This window comes from Atopomonas sediminilitoris, from assembly GCF_022601735.1.
Lineage (GTDB): Bacteria > Pseudomonadota > Gammaproteobacteria > Pseudomonadales > Pseudomonadaceae > Atopomonas > Atopomonas sediminilitoris.
Window position 1 is genome coordinate 387175 of sequence record NZ_JAKUMM010000002.1, and the last position, 15819, is coordinate 402993.

Annotated in this window: 16 protein-coding genes; 12 read left to right on the forward strand and 4 right to left on the reverse strand. The window is 59.3% G+C overall.

The window, feature by feature from the left end:
* Window positions 1-10: 10 nt before the first annotated feature.
* From ampD to MKI83_RS04315, 3 genes are all read left to right on the forward strand, one after another.
* Window positions 11-604, forward strand: coding sequence for a 1,6-anhydro-N-acetylmuramyl-L-alanine amidase AmpD (gene ampD, locus MKI83_RS04305; RefSeq protein WP_241583604.1), 594 nt, complete (start codon window positions 11-13; stop codon window positions 602-604).
* Window positions 601-1431: a regulatory signaling modulator protein AmpE gene (gene ampE, locus MKI83_RS04310; protein ID WP_241583606.1), complete on the forward strand. Its 831-nt coding sequence runs from the start codon at window positions 601-603 to the stop codon at window positions 1429-1431. Before ampD ends, ampE begins: the two co-directional genes overlap by 4 nt.
* 242 nt (window positions 1432-1673) lie before the next feature.
* Entirely contained in the window at window positions 1674-3704 is a 2031-nt protein-coding gene (locus MKI83_RS04315) for a methyl-accepting chemotaxis protein (protein ID WP_241583607.1), read from the forward strand.
* 45 nt (window positions 3705-3749) lie between these two features.
* Here the strand turns inward: MKI83_RS04315 and MKI83_RS04320 are convergent, their stop codons facing one another.
* Window positions 3750-4550 carry a TatD family hydrolase gene (locus MKI83_RS04320; RefSeq protein ID WP_241583608.1) on the reverse strand — a complete coding sequence of 267 codons (801 nt, stop codon included), beginning with the start codon at window positions 4548-4550 and terminating at the stop codon, window positions 3750-3752.
* Window positions 4551-4649: 99 nt separating this feature from the next.
* Between MKI83_RS04320 and MKI83_RS04325 the strand changes: the two genes are divergently transcribed.
* Window positions 4650-5282: a response regulator gene (locus tag MKI83_RS04325; RefSeq protein WP_241583609.1), complete on the forward strand. Its 633-nt coding sequence runs from the start codon at window positions 4650-4652 to the stop codon at window positions 5280-5282.
* A gap of 31 nt (window positions 5283-5313) precedes the next feature.
* Here the strand turns inward: MKI83_RS04325 and MKI83_RS04330 are convergent, their stop codons facing one another.
* Both MKI83_RS04330 and MKI83_RS04335 read right to left on the reverse strand, forming a co-directional pair.
* Entirely contained in the window at window positions 5314-5625 is a 312-nt protein-coding gene (locus MKI83_RS04330; protein WP_241583610.1) for a hypothetical protein, read from the reverse strand.
* A gap of 122 nt (window positions 5626-5747) precedes the next feature.
* Window positions 5748-7331: a peptide chain release factor 3 gene (locus MKI83_RS04335; RefSeq protein WP_241583611.1), complete on the reverse strand. Its 1584-nt coding sequence runs from the start codon at window positions 7329-7331 to the stop codon at window positions 5748-5750.
* 426 nt (window positions 7332-7757) lie between these two features.
* Here MKI83_RS04335 and MKI83_RS04340 point away from each other — a divergent pair, with 426 nt between their 5' ends.
* The 7 genes from MKI83_RS04340 (at window position 7758) to MKI83_RS04370 (ending at window position 14000) form a co-directional block, all read left to right on the forward strand.
* The gene (locus MKI83_RS04340; RefSeq protein ID WP_241583612.1) at window positions 7758-8930 is read left to right on the forward strand and encodes a type III PLP-dependent enzyme; all 1173 of its coding nucleotides are present in this window, start codon (window positions 7758-7760) and stop codon (window positions 8928-8930) included.
* A 110-nt stretch (window positions 8931-9040) separates the two neighbouring features.
* A complete protein-coding gene (pyk, locus tag MKI83_RS04345) occupies window positions 9041-10489 on the forward strand; it encodes a pyruvate kinase (RefSeq protein WP_241583613.1) in 1449 nt (482 codons plus the stop codon).
* Window positions 10489-11229, forward strand: a complete 741-nt coding sequence (locus tag MKI83_RS04350) for a 5-oxoprolinase subunit PxpA (protein ID WP_241583614.1) — start codon at window positions 10489-10491, stop codon at window positions 11227-11229. Before pyk ends, MKI83_RS04350 begins: the two co-directional genes overlap by 1 nt.
* Window positions 11229-11909: a 5-oxoprolinase subunit B family protein gene (locus MKI83_RS04355; protein WP_241583615.1), complete on the forward strand. Its 681-nt coding sequence runs from the start codon at window positions 11229-11231 to the stop codon at window positions 11907-11909. The genes MKI83_RS04350 and MKI83_RS04355 overlap by 1 nt, the downstream gene beginning before the upstream one ends.
* Window positions 11906-12829 carry a 5-oxoprolinase subunit C family protein gene (locus tag MKI83_RS04360; protein ID WP_241583616.1) on the forward strand — a complete coding sequence of 308 codons (924 nt, stop codon included), beginning with the start codon at window positions 11906-11908 and terminating at the stop codon, window positions 12827-12829. Before MKI83_RS04355 ends, MKI83_RS04360 begins: the two co-directional genes overlap by 4 nt.
* 80 nt (window positions 12830-12909) lie before the next feature.
* Window positions 12910-13647 (forward strand): nitroreductase family protein, encoded by a 738-nt coding sequence (locus MKI83_RS04365; protein WP_241583617.1) that lies wholly within the window; start codon window positions 12910-12912, stop codon window positions 13645-13647.
* A gap of 2 nt (window positions 13648-13649) precedes the next feature.
* Window positions 13650-14000 carry an FKBP-type peptidyl-prolyl cis-trans isomerase gene (locus MKI83_RS04370; protein ID WP_241583618.1) on the forward strand — a complete coding sequence of 117 codons (351 nt, stop codon included), beginning with the start codon at window positions 13650-13652 and terminating at the stop codon, window positions 13998-14000.
* A gap of 25 nt (window positions 14001-14025) precedes the next feature.
* Here MKI83_RS04370 and MKI83_RS04375 read toward each other — a convergent pair whose 3' ends face one another.
* A complete protein-coding gene (locus tag MKI83_RS04375) occupies window positions 14026-14916 on the reverse strand; it encodes a LysR family transcriptional regulator (RefSeq protein WP_241583619.1) in 891 nt (296 codons plus the stop codon).
* 104 nt (window positions 14917-15020) lie between these two features.
* On the opposite strand from MKI83_RS04375, the gene MKI83_RS04380 reads away from it, so the two are divergent.
* Complete coding sequence (locus MKI83_RS04380; protein WP_241583620.1) at window positions 15021-15653, forward strand: NAD(P)-dependent oxidoreductase; 633 nt, start codon at window positions 15021-15023, stop codon at window positions 15651-15653.
* Window positions 15654-15819 lie beyond the last annotated feature (166 nt).

Consider the following 15819-nt stretch of genomic DNA (forward strand, 5'->3'; position numbering starts at 1 on the left):
AGGAGAGCCCATGCCGTCGTTATCTTCCCTCTCGCCGTTGTTATCTATCGAGCCGCAAACCGGCTGGTGCAATGGCGCTACGGTTTGCCCGTCGCCCCATTTCAATCAGCGCCCTGATCCGGCGGATATCTCGTTATTGGTGATTCATAACATCAGCCTGCCGCCCAGACAGTTCGGTACGGGCTGGGTGCCGCGTTTTTTTGCCGGTCAGCTCGATCCTGCCGCGCATCCTTATTTCGCAGAAATCGCAGATTTACGTGTGTCGGCGCACTTTTTTATCGAGCGCGATGGCGCCTTGACTCAGTTTGTCAGCTGCAATGACCGCGCTTGGCATGCGGGGCAGTCATGCTTTGCTGGCCGTGAGGCGTGTAATGACTACGCTATTGGTATCGAATTAGAAGGCTGTGATGACGTGGCGTATACCGAGGCGCAATACGTGCAGCTGCAGGCCTTAACCGTGGCCATCCAAGCCGCTTATCCGGCCGTGACGGCTGAGCGCATCACAGGGCATGAGCATATTGCGCCCGGGCGCAAAACCGATCCGGGCGCCGCGTTTGATTGGCAGCGCTACCGCACCGCACTACAACAAGGAGAGCGTTCGTGAGTTTTGTCATTCTGGTTTTAGTGGTGGTGCTGGAGAAGTTTTCTGCATGGCGCAAGGTGCTCCAGCGTGATGGCTTGTGGTGGCGTTGGCATGCGTTGGCTGCAGCGAGCGAGCAGCAGCCGTGGTTGCGTTTGCTTTTGTTGTTGGCCCTGCCGCTAGGATTACTGAGTCTTTTGCTGTGGTTGGCTGGGCAGTGGTTTTACGGTGTGTTGCTGTTGCCGCTGGAACTGGTGGTGGTGCTTTACGCCTTGGGGCGGGGTGAGATTCCTGCAGCTTTAGGTGGTTTTCGTGATGCCTGGCGTCGTGGTGACGTGCAGGGCGCGGCGCATGCGGCAGAGCGTGACCTTGGCTTGGATGAGCATGAGGATGCTGCTGGCTTGTTCGCTGGCGTGCAGTCGTATTTGTTGTGGCAGGCGTTTCAGGGGTTCTTTGTGATTGTGTTCTGGTATGCGCTGCTGGGGCCTGTAGTGGTGCTGGGTTATCGCCTACTGGCTTTGCTGGCGGAGCATAAGGCGCAGCCAGCGTTGAGTGAGTGCGCTCAGGCATTGCGCCATGGCTTGGATTGGTTGCCAGTGCGTTTATTGGCCACCAGTTTTGCCTTGGTCGGTAATTTCACCGCGGTGATGGCGGTGTTGCTGCACGAGCTGCTGGGCTGGGACACCTCAGCGCAAGCGCTGTTGGCTAAGTGCGGCCGGGTGGCCGATGAGCAGGAGCAAGAGGCTGCCGGCACCGAAGGTTTGTTGCAGCTGGATAGTCTTTGGCACTTATTAGTGCGTAGCGCCACGCTTTGGATGGCGGTGCTGGCGGTGCTGACGCTGTTGTGGTGAGCAGGCGCGGAATCTGTGGCTATGCTTGCAGGTAGAGCTTAAGTCGCAGCGAGCGATGCCGATAAACGGTTTTAGTAGGGCTTGGGTTGCGCGGGCGTCTGTGACATAGTCGCCAATCCTCGCCAAAGGCATGACGCCGGCATAATGGCGTTAGCGTCGGAAGAGAGAAGCCACAAGGCTCGGTCCGGCTGCCAGCTCACTTTTTAATAAAAATACACCGTGTGGCAACGGGGAGATTCTTTGTGAAAGCCTTACTCTATCCGGCTATCGCGTTAATGAACCGCCTTAACTTTGGCATGAAATTCACGCTAACCAGCGTGATCATCTTCTTGCCGATGATCATCACCAACTACTTCTTGGTGAACGAGGCCTACCATCAGTTCAAAGTAACCCGCACTGAGCTGCGCAGCTTGGACGTGCTCGACGGCGCGCTCAAGGTCGGCGTGGGCGTGCTGGAGCTGCGTGACCTGAAAACAGTCAACTCGTTCACTGGGCAATCCGGCAGCGGCGAGCAGATTGAAGCTCGTATGCAAGGGCTGATGAATGATCTTGAGAAAGACATCAAAAAGCTCGAGATGCAGTCGGATGATCTCGATCTGAGCGAAGAATTCGCCAAAAAACGCGGCGAATTACTGCAAGCGCTGGATGCTGTGCGCAGTGAGACTAGCTTGGGTAGCGCCGCTGAGCTGGCGCAGAAGCTGCTCAATAATTACCAGTTGTTTTTCAAGTTCACCGCGGTGAGCGCAGGCTTGGCGCAAGATGCCGATCGTACCGTGCGCCAACTCAGCGACCTGCTGGTCAACACCACGCCGATCATTGTGGAGGCCCTAGGCCGTGGTCGTGCCACCGGTAGTTATGCCCTTGAGCGCGGCTTTCTGGATTCAGCGACCAGCACCGAGATGGATAACTTGTTCCTCGAGCTGGAAAAGCGCCGCAACGAATATCAGCTCAAGATTGATGAAGCCTTAGATGGCAGTGCCCGCGTGCAAACGCAGTTGGCCGGTGCAACCACCGACAGTGTGGATAGTTTGAAAAGTGCGGGTACCGTGTTTGAAGACAAAATCATCATGGCCGATGCGCTCGACATGCCTTGGGATCAGTATTTCCAAGCGCTGACGGTCGAAATGAACAAAACCTATGCCCTTAACGGCGCGATTATCGAGCTGCTAGGTCAGGAGCTGAGCGAGCGCTTAGACGATAACCAGCAACAAATGGGTTTAATGGTGTTGGCGCTGGTGGGGATTTTTGCCTCGATTGTGTACCTCTACGCCGCGTTTTATGTCTCCACGCGCGGCTCGCTGCATGCGCTTGGCGGGGTGATGTCGCGCATGTCCGCCGGTGATATGACGGTTAAGTTCAAGGTCGTCAGCCAAGATGAGTTGGGCGAGCTTGGCGTGGCGGTTAATAACGCTGTCGAGAAAATGCATGACCTGATCCAAAAGGTTGGCGAAACGGTCGAGAAGGTTGATGGCCAAGCGGGGCAAGTGCGCAATATCTCGGCAGAAAGTAGCCAAGCGGTGAATGAGCAACGCAGCCAAATCGAGCTGGTGGCCACCGCCATGAATCAAATGGCTGCTACCGCTCAAGAAGTGGCGCGCAGTGCCTCAGTGGCCGTTGATAGCGCGCATAAGGTCAACCAAGAAACCAGCAATGGTCGCACCCAAGTTAATAGCCAAATCAGCAATATTGAGCGCTTGGCCAATGAGATTGATAACTCGGTTCAGGTGATCAATAAGCTGGCTGGCGACAGCCAGGCGATTAGCCAGGTGCTCGACGTGATTAAGGGCATTGCTGAGCAAACTAACTTGCTGGCGCTTAACGCCGCGATTGAAGCGGCGCGCGCGGGCGAGCAAGGCCGTGGCTTTGCTGTGGTGGCCGATGAGGTGCGTAACCTCGCTAAACGCACGCAGCAATCCACCGAAGAAATTGAAGAAATGATCGCCCGTCTGCAGTCCGGTGTGGGGGCAGCGGTTAAAGCGATGGGCACCAGCCATAAAATGGCTAATGACACCGTCAGTGAGTCCAGCAAGGTGCAGCAGGCCTTGGACAACATTCTGGGTGCGGCAGGCTATATCGTCGACCAAAGCCAGCAGATTGCTGCTGCCGCTGAAGAGCAAACCGCGGTGGCACAGGACATTGATCGCAATATTGTGCAGATCAGCGAGGCCGGCGAGCGTACCGCGCAAGGCGCCAATAAGGCAGAAAGCGCTAGCACCCAGCTCAACGAGCTGGTGCATCAGCTCAAGCGTTTAACCGCTAACTTCCGCGTTTAACATCGTTGTGCTTGTCTCGGGCTCGCTTAGGCGGGCCCGAGGCGTTTATGGCGTATTGCAATGGCTGGGCGACCAACCAAATAGGCGGCAGGCGTTGGCGCTGCATTGCGCGGCAAATTGCTCCGTGGGTTGCTCGCGCAGCTCTGCTAGCTGCTGAGCAATCTGAGCTAAGGCGCTGGGGTTGTTACGTTGTTGCGCTAAAAACACTGGGGCCATGTCAGGGGCGTCGGTTTCCAACACCAGTTGCTCGGCCGGCAGTGCTGCGATGGTGCGGCGCAGTCGTTGTGCTTGCGGCCACGTGGCGGCACCGCCAATGCCGAGCAGAAAACCGAGTTTTTGGTATTCGCGGGCTTCCTCAAGGCTGCCGGCAAAGGCGTGCACGATGCCGCCGCGGGCTATTGGCATACGCTTAAGCATGGCAATGGTGTCTGCATGGGCGCGGCGCACATGCAGCAAGACGGGCAGCTGGTGCTCTTGGGCTAAGGCTAATTGTGCGGCAAACAAGGTTTTCTGGGCGTTGCGATCCAGTTCGGGCAAGTAGTAATCCAAGCCAATTTCACCCACGGCACAGCATTTGGCATGGCTGCCGGTTAGCGTCAATTGTGCGGCTAGCTGCTCGATGGCGTCGCTTGGGTGCTGGTTAAGGTAGACCGGGTGCAGGCCAAAGGCGGCAAATAAATCCGGCTCGCGTTGGCACAGCTGCCAAAGTGTTGGCCATTGCTCTACGGTAACGCCTAGCAGCACCTGCCGGACAATGCCCAGAGCGCGGGCGTGCTGCAGCTCGGCGTCGCGGTCGTGATCAAACGCGGGAAAGTCCAGATGGTTATGCGTGTCGATGAGCTGCACAGGGGTGGCCGTTTAGACGAGACTTGCTATTACTTATAGGGTGAAGACGCGCAATGCAATGGCGCGTTTGAGTTGTGCATGACGAAAAGGAAGACCGTAGTGGCTGAACTAACCGATGAGATGCAGCGTAAGCATCTGTTGATTGTGGATGACGTGGGCTCGGTGCGCAGCTTGTGCAAAGGTTTCTTGCGCGAGCTGGGCTTTGAAAATGTGCACGAGGCGATTGATGGCAAGGCTGCGGTGCAGTTCTTGCGTCACCATGCCGCGCATTTAGTCATCTGTGACTGGAATATGCCCAACATGAGTGGCTTAGAGTTGTTGGAGGCCGTGCGTGCTGACCCCAATATCCATGACATTCCTTTTCTGATGATTACCGGTACCGCCGACGTTGAGCGGGTTAAGCAGGCCATTGCTGCAGGCGTTTCTGATTACATCCTGAAACCGTTCCAGCCTAACCAGTTAGGCTTTAAGGTGGCGCGGGCTCTCAGTGGCTCTAAGTACGAGTCAGACGGACGTATGCAAGCCTTGCAAGAGGATGAGCCTGAAGAGGTTGAAGCCGCTGACAAGCAAGACGAGTCGACCAACAAAGATGAAGCGGCGGGCGCTGCCGACGCTGGCGATAAGCCTGCCGAAGAGCCGCCAGAGCAAGCCAAGGCGGATGAAGCCGCTGAGGATGATTTAGATATTTCAGCCGATGCGGTGGAGGAGGAGCAAGCGGCAGGCAAGGCCTAAGCGTGCTGCCGCTTGCTGTCAGCGAGAGGGCTTAGCAGCGTTTGGCGTTGGCAGTTGAAGCTGGCTGGCCCTCGATGCAGACCGGAGTGAAGCCTTGCTGTAGCTGCGGTGACTTGCTGCGCAAGCTGCTGGTCAAGCTATTTAGGAAGCGAGTGGCTTGGCTTGGGTCGTTAAATTTGCGCGCACCGGTGAAACTGCCGGTGTAGCTACCGTTGGAGGCTGCGTAGCACTGCGAGTAGCCTTTACAGCTTAATTCGACATACCAAACGGGTTGCTGGATTTCGACGCCGGCGAGGCTGGGCGTGCTCAGTAGGGCAATAAGGGCAAGCGTGTGGCGGCGCATGATGGGCTCCTTCCGTGGTAGCGATGTTGGTCGTTATGCCGGTAGCGATGTGACTCGCTGTGGCAGCCACTTTAGTGAAACCGTTGCTGCAAACAAGAGGTTTGCAGCAACGGTTTAACGCTTTAGTGATGCTCGCGTGTGGCGCGGAATTTAATATCCGGCCAGCGCTCTTCGGTCAGGCTCAGGTTGACCCGCGTTGGGGCTAAATAGGTCAGGTGACCGCCGCCGTCGATGGCGATGTTTTCGTGCGCTTTGGTGGTGAATTCGTCGAGTTTCTTGCGGCCGTTGCACTCAATCCAGCGCGCACTCCACACGTTGACCGCTTCGTACGCGCATTCGACCTTGTATTCTTCTTTCAGTCGGCTGGCGACCACATCGAACTGCAGCACCCCGACGGCGCCTAGGATGATGTCGTTGCTGCGCTCCGGGAAGAACACCTGCGTGGCGCCTTCTTCGGCCAGTTCTTGCAGGCCTTGGCGCAATTGCTTGGACTTGAGCGGGTCTTTCAGGCGCACGCGGCGGAACAGCTCAGGTGCGAAGTGTGGAATACCGGTGAAGCCCAAGTCTTCGCCGGTGCTGAACGTATCGCCGATCTGAATTGTGCCGTGGTTGTGCAGGCCGATGATGTCGCCCGCGTAGGCTTCTTCGAGCTGTTCGCGCTCGCTGGAGAAAAACGTCAGGGCGTCGGCAATCTTGATGTCTTTGCCAAGGCGCACGTGGCGCATCTTCATGCCCTTTTCATACTTGCCGGAGCAAATGCGCATAAAAGCGATACGGTCGCGGTGCTTGGGGTCCATGTTGGCTTGGATTTTAAACACGAAGCCGGTGAAGCCTTCTTCGCTCGGCTCAATCACGCGTTCGTGGGCGGCGCGCGGCTGCGGCGCGGGGGCGGCCTCGACGACGCAGTCCAGCACTTGATCGACGCCGAAGTTGCCCAGCGCGGTGCCGAAAAACACCGGCGTCATCTCGCCCTTCAAAAACAGCTCTTGCTCGAATTCGTGACAGGCGCCTTGTACTAGCTCAAGCTCTTCCACAAAACGCTCGTACAGATCGCCGAGATGGGCGCGCGCTTCGTCCGAATCGAGGTGGTCGATGCGGCGCTCTTCGGTGCGTTCGTGACCGTGACCGGCGGTGTAGACGATGATGTAGTCGCCGGCGAGGTGGTACACGCCTTTGAACTCTTTGTAGCAGCCGATGGGCCAAGTGATCGGTGCGGCTTTGATGTTGAGTACCGCTTCGATCTCGTCCAGCAGTTCGATCGGGTCGCGAATGTCGCGGTCGAGCTTGTTCACAAAGCTCACAATCGGCGTGTCGCGCAGGCGGCAGACGTCCATCAGGGCAATGGTGCGTGGCTCAACGCCTTTACCGCCGTCCAGCACCATCAGAGCGCTATCGACCGCCGTCAGGGTGCGGTAGGTGTCTTCGGAGAAGTCTTCGTGGCCCGGGGTGTCGAGCAGATTGATCATGCAGTCGCGGTAGGGGAACTGCATCACCGAGGTGGTGATGGAGATGCCGCGTTGCTTTTCCATTTCCATCCAGTCAGAGGTGGCATGGCGGTCAGATTTGCGCGACTTCACCGTGCCGGCCACTTCAATGGCCTTGCCCATCAACAGCAGTTTTTCGGTGATGGTGGTCTTACCCGCGTCGGGGTGAGAAATAATGGCGAAGGTACGGCGCTTGGCGACCTCGGCAGCCTGACGGGACATGCGGGAAAACCTCGGGGATCAAAAGGGCGTCATAAAAGCCCGCCATTATAGCGCAAGCCGTCGGCGTGCTGCGTTGTGTTACGGTAAAAGGCTGTAGTGCCCTGCAAGGGCTGTTTTGTTGGTGGGCTGTGCAGCTTTTTTAACAATTTTGCCCTTGGTTGTCGGCTATTTTGCACGCTTGTAAAAAAAGCGCTCAAACCGAGGCATTTCGCGGCTTTGCCGGTTGAATCACGTGGCCATGCGGCCTAAAGTTCGCGCCGAACGTCCATGCTGGAACGATCCATTCGGCTCAAGTACTGCCGACGAGAGGTTAGCCGTTAGCGGCCAATCCTCGGCGACAAGCCTTGGGAAGTAGGCGAACCAAAGTGGGGATACTGAAGCGGCGTTCACTCCCCCTGACATTCACTCACTATGAGGATTTCTGGCATGTCGTCACAGCCGATCAAGCTTAACGATTACTTCTCTCCTGAAACGTTTCAGCGCATGAAGGCATTCGCCGATCAGCAAGAGACGCCTTTCGTCATGATCGATACCGCCACCATTGCGCGGGCTTATGACGAGCTGGAAAACGGCTTCCCGTTTGCCAAGGTGTTTTACGCGGTTAAAGCCAACCCAGCCGCTGAGCTGATCGACCTGCTGCGCGATAAAGGCTCGAATTTCGACATCGCCTCTATCTATGAGCTAGACAAGGTGATGGGCCGTGGCGTGGGCCCTGAGCGCATTAGCTACGGCAACACCATCAAGAAAGCGCGTGATATTCGCTACTTCTACGATAAAGGCGTGCGTCTGTTCGCCACCGACAGCGAGCCGGACTTGCGCAACATCGCCAAGGCCGCGCCGGGCTCCAAAGTTTATGTGCGCATCTTGACCGAAGGCGCCACCACGGCCGATTGGCCGCTGTCGCGCAAGTTCGGCTGCCAAACCGACATGGCCATGGACTTGCTGATTCTGGCGCGTGATTTGGGCTTGGTGCCTTACGGTATTTCGTTCCATGTGGGCAGCCAGCAGCGCGATATCGGCGCGTGGGATGCCGCGATCGCCAAGGTCAAAGTGATCTTCGAGCGCCTGAAAGAAGAAGACGGCATCGAGCTGAAAATGATCAACATGGGTGGCGGCTTCCCCGCCAACTACATCACCAAGACCAATGATCTGGCGACGTACTCGCGCGAGATCACCCGCTTCTTGAAAGAAGACTTCGGTGATGAGCTGCCGGAAATCATCCTAGAGCCGGGTCGCTCGCTGATTGCCAATGCCGGCATCTTGGTCAGCGAAGTGGTGTTGGTGTCGCGTAAGTCGCGCACAGCGGTCGAGCGCTGGGTGTTTACGGACGTGGGCAAGTTTGGTGGCCTGATCGAAACCATGGATGAGGCGATCAAGTTCCCCATTCACACCGAGAAAAACGGTGAGATGGAAGAAGTGGTCATCGCCGGCCCGACCTGCGACAGCGCCGATATCATGTACGAGAACTACAAGTACGGGCTGCCGTTGAATCTGGCCAGCGGTGATCGCATGTACTGGTTGTCCACCGGTGCCTACACCACCAGCTACAGCGCGGTTGAGTTCAATGGCTTCCCGCCGCTGAAGTCGTATTACTTGTAAGTATCGTGCGCTGATGTTGAAAAGCCCGCCCTTGTGCGGGCTTTTTCGTGTCTTCAAAGGGTCATGGCGCTGTCATACTGTGTACCGAAATGAACAGTGTTGGAGTCAGCATGACCCGCCGTAGCAAAATCGTCGCCACCCTTGGTCCTTCGTCCAGCTCGCGTGAGCAGATCGCCGCCTTGATCGCCGCCGGCATGGATGTCGCCCGTCTTAACTTCTCCCACGGCAGCGCCGACGATCACCGTGAACGTGCTCGTTTAGTGCGCGAAGAGGCCGCCAAACAAGGCCGCTTTGTGGCGCTATTGGGCGACCTGCAAGGGCCGAAAATCCGCATCGCGCGCTTTGCTGAGGGCAAGATTGAGCTGGCGCACGGCGCGGCCTTTCGACTGTCGATGAGCCATGATCGCAGTGCCGGCACGCAAGCGGTGGTGGGCTTGGATTACCCCGACTTGGTCAAAGACTGCGCCCCCGGCGATGAGCTACTGCTCGACGATGGCCGTATCGTGTTGCAAGTGGTGGCGGTGGATGCCGATGGCGTCGATACGCAGGTGACGATTGCCGGCCCGCTATCCAATAACAAGGGCATCAACAAGCGCGGCGGCGGTATCTCTGCCGAGGCGCTGACCGCTAAAGACCGCGCCGACATCCAGCTGGCGGCGGATATGGCGGTGGATTACCTCGCCGTGTCCTTCCCGCGTGAAGCGGCGGACATGCATCTGGCGCGTGAGTTATTGCAGCAAGCCGGCGGGCATGCCGGGTTAGTGGCCAAGATTGAACGCGCCGAGGCGGTGGCCGACTTGGCCGTGCTGGAGGATTTGATCCGCGCCAGTGACGCCGTGATGGTGGCCCGTGGTGACTTGGGGGTAGAAATCGGCGATGCCGAGCTGATCGGCATTCAAAAGCTGATCATTGCCCGTGCCCGCGCGCTGAATAAGGGCGTGATCACCGCCACGCAAATGATGGAGTCGATGACCAAGAGCCCGATGCCGACCCGCGCTGAAGTGTCGGATGTCGCCAACGCGGTGATCGACCACACCGACGCGGTGATGCTCTCCGGTGAAACCGCCGCAGGCGATTACCCCGTCGAGGCCGTAGCCGCCATGGCGCGCATTTGTTTGGGCGCTGAGAAACACGCCGAGCAAGTTCCCGCGGCTGAGGCGCGCGTCGAAACCTTTGCCCGTTGCGATCAAACCATCGCCGTGACCGCGATGTACGCGGCCAATCATTTTCCCGGGATTAAGGCGATTGTCAGCTTGACGGAAAGCGGCGCCACGCCGTTGACCATGTCGCGCTCACGCACGCAGGTGCCGATTTTTGCCCTGTCACCGCATGCGGCAACGCAATACCGCGTGGCTCTGTACCGTGGCGTATACCCGATTCCCTTTGATGTGGCGGCGCACCCGCGTGAGCATGCCAACCAAGCGGCGGTGGATGAGCTGCTGGCGCGTGGCTTGGTGCAGCCCGGCGATTGGCTGGTATTGACCAAAGGCGACTACCTTAATAGTCAGGGCGGGACCAATACGCTGAAAATCATTTGTGCCGGTGAAAAGGTGTTCTGATGGGCATTCTGCTCAACTGTGACATGGGCGAAAGCTTCGGCGCGTGGCGCATGGGCGAGGACGAGCTGGTGATGCCCTTGGTCGATCAAGCCAACATCGCCTGCGGCTTTCATGCCGCCGACCCATTGACCATGCAGCGCACGGTCAAGCTGGCGCTGGATAACGAGGTCAGCATCGGCGCGCATCCGGCCTACCCGGATCTGGTGGGCTTCGGTCGCCGCGCCATGGCCGTTGAGCCAGAAGAAGTCGAAGCACTGCTGCTCTATCAAATCGGCGCGCTGGACGGTCTTTGCCGCGCCGAAGGCAGCCAGGTCGATTACGTCAAACCGCACGGCGCGCTGTATAACGCCATCGCCAGCGATGCCAGCCTGTTGCGCGCCGCGCTGAGTGCGTGCGCGCGCTACCGTGAAGGCTTGCCTTTGATGGTACTGGCGCGGGTGGATAACAGCGCCAGTCAGCGTATTGCCGAGCAGCTTGGTGTGCCGCTGCTGTTTGAAGCCTTCGCCGACCGTGGTTATGCCGCCGATGGCAGCTTGTTGGTGCGTGGCACGCCCGGTGCGGTGCATGGCGAAGACGAGCTGATCTTGGCGCAAGCGCTGGCCTTTGCGCGCGGCGAACCGGTGAGCTTGGCCGGCGGCGGCACGCTCACCCTGCAAGCCGATAGCCTGTGCGTACACGGTGACCACGCGCATTCGCGCGCCGTGTTGCGTCGGCTGCGGGCGGCGTTGGACGCCCTCTGATGCACCTCGAACCTGCCGGTGCCAGCGCCGTGCAGGTGCTGTTTGATGAGGCGCCCAGCCCCGCCTTGAGTGAGCGCTTGGCCCAGTTGGCGTGCACCCTGCGCGAGCGCGTGCCAGCCGTAGATGACGTGGTGCCGGCGTGGAACAGTCTGCTGGTGCATTACCGTTTGTCGCAGTGCGACTACCACCAAATGGTGGCCCAGCTGTGCCCGCTGCTTGAGCAGTGGCAAGCGCAGCCGGTGCGCGTTACTACTGCAGCGGCTTTGACCATTGAGGTCTGCTACGACCCGCGCGTGGCGTTGGATTTGCCGTGGCTGGCCGAGCAGTGTCGCTGCTCGGTGGCGGATGTCATCGCGCAGCACCACGCGGCGACTTATCGCGTGGGGGCGATCGGCTTTGCGCCGGGCTTTGCTTATCTCAGCGGCTTGGCGGCCGGTTTAGCGCAACCACGCCGCAGCACCCCGCGCACGGCGGTGCCGGCGGGCAGCGTGGCGATTGCCGAACAACAATGCGCCATCTACCCGCGCACTTCACCGGGCGGCTGGCACGTGGTGGGGCGCACCGCGCAGCGCTTGTTTGATCCTCAGCACACGCCGCCCAGCCCATGGCGCATCGGGGGCGAGGTGCGCTTTGTCGCCATCGACTACGCCACATTTATTGCCCAAGGCGGCCAGCTGTGAGCGCCCTGCAAGTCATTCAGCCAGGGCCGTTAAGCCTGCTGATGGATGGAGGTCGGCATGGCTGGCTGCATCAGGGGGTTTCACCGAGCGGGCCGCTCGACGTCTTGAGTGCGGCGTGGGCCAATCGTTTGCTCGATAACCCAGCGCATGCGCCCCTGTTGGAGGTCAGCCTAGGCGGCGTGCAACTTCAAGCGCTGGACGATTGCCAGCTGGCCTTCACCGGCGCGCAGATGCCCTTGCAGGTGGCGGGCGTTGCCCAGCATCACGCGTCGAGCTTTATTTTGCGCGCCGGCGAGCGGCTGGAGATTGGCTACGCGCAGCGCGGCCAGCGCGGTTACTTGGCGATTGCCGGTGACTTTGCTGCGCCCGCGGTGTTGGGGAGTGTGGCCACCCAAGTGCAAGAAGGCTTAGGCGGGCTGCACGGTGACGGCCGCCCTTTGCAGGTGGGCGATACCTTGCGGGGTGGTTCGACCTTGTTACGCACTCAGCGCAGTGTGCCGTGGCGCTTTCGTCCGTCACTGGCTGCGCAAGTGGTGCTCCGCTTGTTGCCGGGCGGCGATGTCGCAGCGTTCAGCGCCGCCAGCAAAGAAGCCTTTTTTGCCCAAACGTGGCAGCTCAGCGCCGCCAGTAATCGCATGGGCGCCCGTTTAGCCGGCAGCGCGTTGGCAGAGCCACCCCGGCTGATCTATTCCAAAGCCATGACCTTAGGCGCAGTCCAAGTACCGCCAGACGGGCAGCCCATCGTGCTTATGGCTGATCACCAAAGCATGGGCGGCTACCCGCTGCTCGGCTGGGTTCACCCGCTCGACTTGCCCGCTTTGGCGCAACTGCCTGCCGGTGGTCATGTGCGCTTTAGCAGCGTGAGTTTGGATGACATGCAGGCCGAATGGCGGACCTTTTACGCCTTCTTCACGCCCTAGCGGCATATCGTGCGCGCTAGGCTTTGCCGCGAGCGATGAAATCTGTCAGTTTGAGCATTATCGAACTGACAGGAGCGCCTATGAACGCCGCCACCGAGCTATCGCGAGCCGATGCCGCCACGCCACAAGCCTTGCGTGCCTTGATCGAAAGCCGCCGCGCCGTGCGGCGCTTCACCGCCGAACCGGTGCTCAAAGAGGTCATTCGTGACTGCCTAGAGCTGGCCGTGCTGGCACCCAACTCATGCAACTTGCAGCCGTGGAGCTTTCAGGTCATCCAAGACCCTGCGTTGCTCGCCCGCTTGCACCCGGTGTGCATGAGCCAGAACGCCGCCAAAGCGCCGCTGATCATCGCCGTATTAGCGCGCCCTGACACTTGGCGCACGGCATGCGCTGGGGTTATCCAGCACTGGCCAGAAGGCGAGCCTCCCGCGCTGATCGAACGGTTTTACCGCAAAACCGCACCGTTTCAATACAACCAAGGGCTGCTCGGCTGGCGCGGTTTTTTAAAGCGTCAATTGCTGCGCATCGTGGGACTGAAAAAAGCCTTGATGCGCACCCCCAACAGCCATGCCGACATGCGCGTGTGGGCAGTAAAGTCCACCGCGCTGGCGGCAGAAAACCTCATGCTGGCGTTCCAGAGCCACGGCTATTGCACCTGCCCGATGGAAGGCTTTGATCAGGTACGCCTGCGCCGCGTGCTGAGCCTCCCTAAGCAGGCCATCCCCATCATGTTGCTGGCCGTCGGCAAACCCGGCGACAAGGCCGTATACAATCCGCGCTTGCGCTTCCCCTTGGATCAACACGTCAGCTGGCATTAACCATGAGCGATCAAGCAAACAAACCACTACACATCGAAGACCTGGTGCTCGGCGAGGGCAAAACCTGCGTCAAAGGCGCGCTGATCACCACCCAATACCGTGGCTGGCTCGCCGATGGCAGCGAGTTCGACTCCTCGTACGCACGCGGCAAACCCTTCCAGTGCGTGATCGGCAGCCGCCGCGTGATCGCCGGCTGGGACCAAGGCCTGATGGGCATGCAGGTCGGCGGCAAACGCAAACTGTTCGTCCCCGCGCATTTGGGCTACGGCGAGCGCAGTGTCGGCAGCATCCCGCCGAACTCGGACTTGTGGTTCGAGATCGAGCTGCTCGAAGTGCTCACCCGTGATGATTAAGCCCGCGCGGTGAAACGCGACGAGCTTATTCCCAATACAACCCATCCACCTGCCAGTGCTCGGCCAGATAGTCGATCAGTGCGCGCACGAGCGGTTGTTGATAGCTGCGCGATAGGTACACCGCCCACAGGGCATGGCGTGGTGGTGGGGTGTCGAGCAGCAGGGCGTTTAGCTTGCCCTGATTGAGTAATGGCTTGGCCAGATCGCAGGGCAGTAGAGCGATGCCCATGCCGCGCAGGCAGGCGTTGAGTAAGGTGCCCATGTCGTTGGCGAACAGTTGGCCGTGTATCGGCTGAGCGAGCACGCCGGCGTTGTGCAAAAAGTGCCAGTGTTGTTGGCCAAGATGCACTAGGCAGCGGTGCTGGCTTAGTTCGCTGGGGCTATTGGGGACGCGGTGCTGCGCTAAATAGCTGGGGCTGGCACAGACCACTGAATCAATCGCCAACAAGCGGCGGGCGATTAATTGTTCATCCGGCTGCACGGCAAAGCGCAGGGCAATATCGACGCGCTCATCCACCAGCTGCGCATTGTGATCAGACAGTTGCAAATGCACGCGCACCGCAGGGTGCAGCTGCATAAACGCGCTGAGTTGATCGAGCAGGCTGTTTTGCCCAACGCCCGCTGGGGCGGCAATGCGGATATCCCCTTGCAGGGCTTGTTGGCTACGGGCGCTGGCTTCCAAGGCGGCGGCTTCGTTGAGCAGGCGTTCGCAGTGCACCAGCGCATCACTGCCGGCGCTGGTGAGGCTGACGCGGCGCGTAGTGCGGTGCAGTAAGCGCAAATTCAGCCACTGCTCCACCTCTTGCACATGGCGGCTCACTTGCACGCGGCTGAGCTGTAAATGCTCGGCGGCAGCGGTAAAGCTGCCGCGATTAGTCACTTCTACAAAGCTGCGCAGGGCGTCGAGTTTGTCCATTTTTGTTTCTTTATGCGTAATAAACTGCTTCATTAAAGCGCGTTTATCGCGCCTTGGCTGCTCAATAAGCTGTTCTCCGTGCAATCACCCACAGGAGACACACCATGAACATTGCAGTTTTAGGCGCTAGCGGCTGGCTGGGCTCAACCATCAGTGCAGAAGCCTTAGCCCGCGGTCACCGCGTGATCGGCTTGGCGCGTAACCCGCAAGGCCTGCCGGAAGGCGTTACCCCACGTGCGTTCGATCTAAATACCGAGCAATCACTGGCCGAGGCGCTGGCTGGCGCAGACCTGCTGATCGCCAGTGTGGGCGGGCGCGCTGCCGGCAATCACGAGATCGTGCCGGCCACCGCCGCGCGCTTGTTGGCCGAGCTGCCTAAAACGGGCGTTAAGCGCCTGTTGTGGGTGGGCGGCGCCGGCAGTTTAGAAGTAGCGCCGGGCGAAGTCTTAGTCGCTCAGCCAAGCTTTCCGGCGGAATACAAAGCCGAAGCGATCGCCCAAGGTGAAGCGCTGGCGGTGTTCCGTGATAGCCCAAGCCCGCTGGCGTGGACGTTTGTAAGCCCCGCCGCAGAAATCTTCCCCGGCGAGCGCAGCGGCGCTTATCGCTTAGGCGGCGACCAGTTGCTGGTGGATGGCGAAGGCCGCAGTCGCATTACCGCCAAAGACTACGCAGTGGCCCTGCTGGACATAGTTGAGCAAGGTGCTCCTGCGCAAAAACGCGTTAGTGTGGCGTATTAAGGGGCTAGTGGCAGGCGTAGCGACAACAAGGCTGCTGCAAGCGAGCATCAAGCGGGCGGGTTAGCCATAGGCGTAACCCGCCCCACGCTGTATGGAGATGGTATTTATCTGACAGTTGACAGGCAGAAAAGGAAGAAAAGAGAAAAGGGGACTGATTTTAGGCACG